This is a genomic window from Rhizobacter sp. P1_G5 (assembly GCF_056405435.1).
Map to the genome: position 1 here is coordinate 1 of NZ_JBFUCB010000429.1, position 5,366 is coordinate 5,366.

General features: G+C 68.5%; 5 protein-coding genes. All 5 read right to left on the reverse strand.

What is annotated here, in order from left to right; genetic code table 11:
• A partial coding sequence (locus AC1D12_RS23640) for a lipoprotein-releasing ABC transporter permease subunit (protein ID WP_477843238.1) occupies positions 1 to 1,080 on the reverse strand: 1,080 nt, incomplete at its 3' end.
• Positions 1,081 to 1,123: 43 nt separating this feature from the next.
• On the reverse strand, positions 1,124 to 1,915 hold the full coding sequence (gene folE2, locus AC1D12_RS23645; protein ID WP_465111237.1) for a GTP cyclohydrolase FolE2: 792 nt from the start codon (positions 1,913 to 1,915) through the stop codon (positions 1,124 to 1,126).
• A 99-nt stretch (positions 1,916 to 2,014) separates the two neighbouring features.
• Complete coding sequence (gene dxs, locus AC1D12_RS23650) at positions 2,015 to 3,901, reverse strand: 1-deoxy-D-xylulose-5-phosphate synthase (protein ID WP_477843240.1); 1,887 nt, start codon at positions 3,899 to 3,901, stop codon at positions 2,015 to 2,017.
• A 7-nt stretch (positions 3,902 to 3,908) separates the two neighbouring features.
• Positions 3,909 to 4,796, reverse strand: a complete 888-nt coding sequence (locus AC1D12_RS23655; RefSeq protein ID WP_047510063.1) for a polyprenyl synthetase family protein — start codon at positions 4,794 to 4,796, stop codon at positions 3,909 to 3,911.
• Positions 4,793 to 5,071, reverse strand: a complete 279-nt coding sequence (locus AC1D12_RS23660; protein WP_052212914.1) for an exodeoxyribonuclease VII small subunit — start codon at positions 5,069 to 5,071, stop codon at positions 4,793 to 4,795. Before AC1D12_RS23660 ends, AC1D12_RS23655 begins: the two co-directional genes overlap by 4 nt.
• Between the last annotated feature and the right edge of the window lie 295 nt (positions 5,072 to 5,366).

Below are 5,366 nucleotides of genomic sequence, written 5' to 3' on the forward strand. Positions count from 1 at the left end.
CAGCAGGTGCTCGATGAACGGCACGATCACGTCGATGTTCAGCGCGATCAACAGCCCGAAGCCGACGCCCGACAGCGTGCCGATGATGCCGGAGGCCGCGCCCTGCACCATGAAGATGCCCATGATCGAGCGCGGGCTCGCGCCCAGCGTGCGCAGGATCGCGATGTCGGCCTGCTTGTCGGTGACGGTCATCACGAGGGTCGAGACGAGGTTGAAGGCGGCCACCGCGACGATCAGCGTCAGGATGATGAACATCAGCCGCTTCTCGAGCTGCACCGCGGAGAACCAGTTGCGGTTGGTGCGCGTCCAGTCGCTGACGATGAACTGCGGGCCGAAGGCCTGCGACAGCTGCTCGGCGACATCGCGCGCCTGGAACAGATCCTTCAGGCGCAGCTGCACGCCGGTCGGGCCGTCGGTGCGGAACAGCTTGGCGGCATCGTCGACGTGGATCATCGCGAGGCCGCTGTCGTACTCGTAGTGGCCGGCGTTGAAGGTGCCGACCACCGTCATCTGCTTGAGCCGCGGCACCACGCCGGCCGGCGTGACCTGCCCGCCGGGCGCGACGATCGTGATCTTGTCGCCCTCGTGCACGCCGAGCGAACGCGCGAGCTCGATGCCGAGCACGATGCCCCATTCGCCGGGCACGAGCTTCGACAGCGTCTTGTCCTTGATCTCCGCGGCGAGATCGGTGACGGTGGCCTCGTCGTCCGGCGAGATGCCGCGGACGATCGCGCCGCGCATGTCGTCGCCGCGCGCGATCAGCGCCTGTGCCGCGATGAACGGCGCGGCACCGATCACCTGCGGGTTCTCGCGTGCCTGCTTCGCGGTGAGGTGCCAGTCGGGCAGCGCCTGGCCCTGGCCGTCCATCACCTCGACGTGGGCGACGACCGACAGCATGCGGTCGCGCACTTCCTTCTGGAAGCCGTTCATCACCGACAGCACGATGATCAGCGCCGCGACGCCGAGCGCGATGCCGAGCATCGAGACGCCGGAGATGAAGGAGATGAAGCCGTTGCGACGGCCGGTGCGACCGGCGCGCGTGTAGCGCACGCCGATCTGTAATTCGTAGGGCCAGTTCATAGGTGCGCGGATGCTACCCGGAATGCCCTCCGGATCGCGCCGCTCACAGGCGTTCGATGCGGGCGAAGGCGCTGTGGTTGTGGATCGACTCGAAGTTCTCGACGTCGACCGTGTAGCGCCCGATGCGCTTGTCCCCGTTCAGCCCGAGCGCCACGTCGCGCACCAGGTCCTCGACGAACTTCGGGTTCTCGTAGGCATGCTCGGTGACCCACTTCTCGTCGGCGCGCTTGAGCATCGGCCAGATCTCGCTCGACGCCGCGTTCTCGGCGAAGCGCACCAGCTCGCCCCACGGCACGTCCTGCAGCAGTTCGGCACGGATCGTCACGTGCGAGCGCTGGTTGTGCGCGCCGTAGTCGGAGATCTCCTTCGAGCACGGGCACAGCGATTTCACCGGCACCAGCACCTGCGACCACACGACCGGCTTGCCGTCGCGCATCTCGGCGACCCAGCTGCCCTGGTAGTCGAGCAGGCTCTCGACGCCCGACACCGGCGCGCGCTTGCGGATGAAGAACGGGAACTTCACCTCGATGCGGCCGTGCGTCGCGTGCAGCTTCTCGAGCATCTCGGCGAAGCGCGCCTTCAGGCCATCGGCGTCCAGCGGTTCGTGCAGCGCATCGAGCCACGCGACGAAGCGCGACATGTGCGTGCCCTTCTGCTCGGCCGGCAGCGCCACGTCGAGCTCCCACTGGCCGATCGTCGGCTGCGCGGTCTTGCCGAACTTCAGCTGCAGCGGGTAGCGCACATCCTTCACGCCGACGCGCTGGATCGCCAGGTGGCGCTCGTCGCGCTCGCTCTGCGTGTCGGGGATGTGCAGCGCGTCTTTCAAATTCGTCATGTGATTCATGTCGGACTTCTATCTGTCAACGGCCTGAAGGATGACAGGAATCAATGCGCCCCATGCGCAAAAGGGCTTGAAGAGGCCGTTCAAACGGGCTCAGCGATGGGTGGCAGCCGGCCGGACCAGCGCCGGGCGCGCGCCGAAGCGCTTCAGGATCGATTGCTCGATGCCCGCCGCGTCCAGCCCGCAGGCCGCCAGCAGCTTGGCCGGATCGCCATGCTCGACGAAGACATCGGGCAGGCCCAGCTGCAGCACCGGGATCTCGATGCGCTCGGCCTGCAGGGCCTCGAGCACCGCGCTGCCGGCGCCGCCCATCAGGCAGCCCTCTTCGACCGTGACGATCGCATCGTGCGTGCGCGCGAGCTCGGCCACCAGCGCGACATCGAGCGGCTTCACGTAGCGCATGTTGGCCACCGTCGCGCCCAGTGCCTCGCCGGCGGCCAGCGCCGGATACAGCAAGGTGCCGAAGGCGAGGATCGCGATGCGCTCGCCGCGGCGGCGCACTTCACCCTTGCCCCAGGGCAGCGAGCTCAGTTCGGGATCGATCGCGATGCCCGCGCCGGCGCCGCGCGGGTAGCGCACCGCGACCGGGTGGTCCTGCTCGAACGCGGTGGTGAGCAGCTGGCGGCATTCGCGCTCATCGGCCGGTGCCAGCACGCTCATGTTCGGCACGCAGCGCAGGAACGCGATGTCGTACGCGCCGGCATGCGTCGCGCCGTCGCCGCCGACCAGGCCGGCGCGATCGAGCGCGAACACCACCGGCAGGTTCTGGATCGCCACGTCGTGCAGCAATTGGTCGTACGCGCGCTGCAGGAAGGTGGAATAGATCGCGACCACCGGCTTCAGCCCTTCGCAGGCCAGGCCGGCGGCGAACGTCACCGCATGCTGTTCGGCGATGCCGACGTCGTGGTAGCGCTCGGGGAAGCGCTTCTCGAACTCGACCATGCCCGAGCCTTCGCRCATCGCCGGCGTGATGCCGATCAGGCGCTTGTCCTTCTCGGCCATGTCGCACAGCCACTGGCCGAAGATGTTCGTGAAGGTGGGCTTGCTCGGCTTGGCCTTCGGGAATCCCTCGGCCGGGTCGAACTTGCCCGACGCCGCGTGGTACTTGACCGGATCGGCCTCGGCCAGCTTGTAGCCGTAGCCCTTCTTCGTGACGACGTGCAGGAACTGCGGGCCCGGGCGGTCGCGCAGGTTCTCGAGCGTCGGGACCAGCGAATCGAGGTCGTGGCCGTCGATCGGGCCGACGTAGGTGAAGCCGAACTCCTCGAAGATCGTGCCGGGCACGACCATGCCCTTCGCATGCTCCTCGAAGCGGCGCGCCAGCTCGAACAGCGGCGGCGCGTTCTTCAGCACCGATTTCGCGCCCTCGCGCGCGGCGGCGTAGAACTTGCCGCTCATCAGCCGCGCGAGGTACTTGTTCAGCGCGCCGACCGGCGGCGAGATCGACATGTCGTTGTCGTTCAGCACCACCAGCATGTTGGCCTGCGACACGCCGGCGTTGTTCAGCGCCTCGAAGGCCATGCCGGCGGTCATCGCGCCGTCGCCGATGATCGCGACCGAGCGGCGCTCCTCGCCCTTCAGCTTGGCGGCCATCGCCATGCCGAGCGCGGCCGAGATGGAGGTCGACGAGTGCGCGGTGCCGAAGGTGTCGTACTCGCTCTCGTCGCGCCGCGGAAAGCCCGACAGCCCGCCCGCCTGGCGCAGCGTGGGCATGCGCTCGCGCCGGCCGGTGACGATCTTGTGCGGGTAGGTCTGGTGGCCCACGTCCCACACCAGCCGGTCGTGCGGCGTGTTGAACACATGGTGCAGCGCGACGGTGAGCTCCACCGTGCCCAGGTTGGACGACAGGTGCCCGCCGGTCTCGGCGACGCTGTGCAGCAGGAAGTCGCGCAACTCGCTCGACAGCTGCTTGAGCTCGAGGCGCGACAGCCGGCGGATGTCGGCCGGGCTCTGGATGGTGTGCAGCAGGGTGTGGTTCATCGGCGGCTCAGGAATCACGTTCGACCACTTTGTCGGCCAGCATGCCCAGCAGGCCGGTGCTCGGGAGGCCGCTGCGCACCAGCGCCGCATGGGCCTGGTCGCGCAGCTGCGCGGCATGCCGGCGCGCGGGCTCCAGGCCCAGCACGCTGACGTAGGTCGGCTTGTTGTTGTCCATGTCCTTGCCGGCGGTCTTGCCGAGGGTTTCGGAGGCCTGCGTCACGTCGAGGATGTCGTCGACCACCTGGAAAGCGAGGCCCAGGGCGTCACCATACTCCGCCAGCGCCTGCCAGGCCACCGGATTCGTGCGCCCGCAGGCCGCGCCCATCAGCACGCTGGCCTGCAGCAGGGCGCCGGTCTTGCGGTGGTGCATGTCGCGCAGCGTGCGCTCGTCGAGCGTGGCGCCGATGCTGGCGAGGTCGATCGCCTGGCCGCCGGCCATCCCGGCGTGGCCGGCCGAGCGCGCCAGCAGCGAACACAGGCGGGCCTGCAGCGCCGGCTCGACGCCCGCGTCGGGCGTCAGCACCTCGAAGGCCAGCGCCTGCATCGCGTCGCCCGCCAGCATCGCCTGCGCCTCGCCGTATTGAACGTGCACCGTCGGCTTGCCGCGGCGCAGCACGTCGTTGTCCATGCAAGGCATGTCGTCGTGGATCAGCGAGTAGGCGTGGATCAGCTCCACCGCACAGGCGGCCCGCAACGCGGCCTCGCACTGGCCGTCGACCGCCCGGGCCGCCGCCAGCACCAGCAGCGGACGCAGCCGCTTGCCGCCGTCGAGCACGCCGTAGCGCATCGTCTGGCCGAGTCCGGCCGGTGCCTCGGCGGGCACCCAGCGCGACAGCGCGGCCTCGACCGATTCCAGCTCGGCGCGCGCCCATTCATCAAATTCGATCAAGCTCATCCCCCGGACCACGGCTTCAGTTGGCCTTCTTCGAGCACCTGCACCTGCTGCTCGACGGCGCTGAGGCGCTCGCGGCAGTAATTGAGCAGATCCGCCCCCCTCTTGTAGCTTTCAAGCAGCTTCTCCAGCGGAAGCTGCCCGCCCTCCATCGCGACGACCAGCCGCTCGAGCTCGGACAGGGCGTCTTCATAGCTGGCAGGCGCCGGCGCAGTTGCCGTGCTCGGCGCCTCGGTCAGCGCTGCGGCGTCGGCCGTGGCGGAAGGGGTCTTTGGCATGTCATGACACAAAAACAAGCATTGTAGTCAGCCCCTCCCCTGCGATCAGGGCTCCCACGGACGCTTTCGTGGCGTCATCCCCCCAAATGGGGACGTGCGTGCGGCACGGCAGCTACAATCCCGCCCTCGCTGGTTCCAACGCGCCGTGCGCAGCGAGACCTCCCACCCCCGGCAGCGCCCCGTGGTGGCACGTTCACATCGGTTATAGGAGACCCTCGGGATCATGTCCGACCTGAGCCTCGCCCTTCCAGCTCTCGAGCGCCAAAACACCCAACTCCCCGTCTCCGCGTACTTC

What these genes read in the sequence shown, in the direction of transcription:
- folE2 (WP_465111237.1), bottom strand. Translation starts at nt 1,915, where the DNA reads ATGACGAATTTGAAAGACGCGCTGCACATCCCCGACACGCAGAGCGAG.
- AC1D12_RS23655 (WP_047510063.1), bottom strand. Translation starts at nt 4,796, where the DNA reads ATGAGCTTGATCGAATTTGATGAATGGGCGCGCGCCGAGCTGGAATCG.
- AC1D12_RS23660 (WP_052212914.1), bottom strand. Translation starts at nt 5,071, where the DNA reads ATGCCAAAGACCCCTTCCGCCACGGCCGACGCCGCAGCGCTGACCGAG.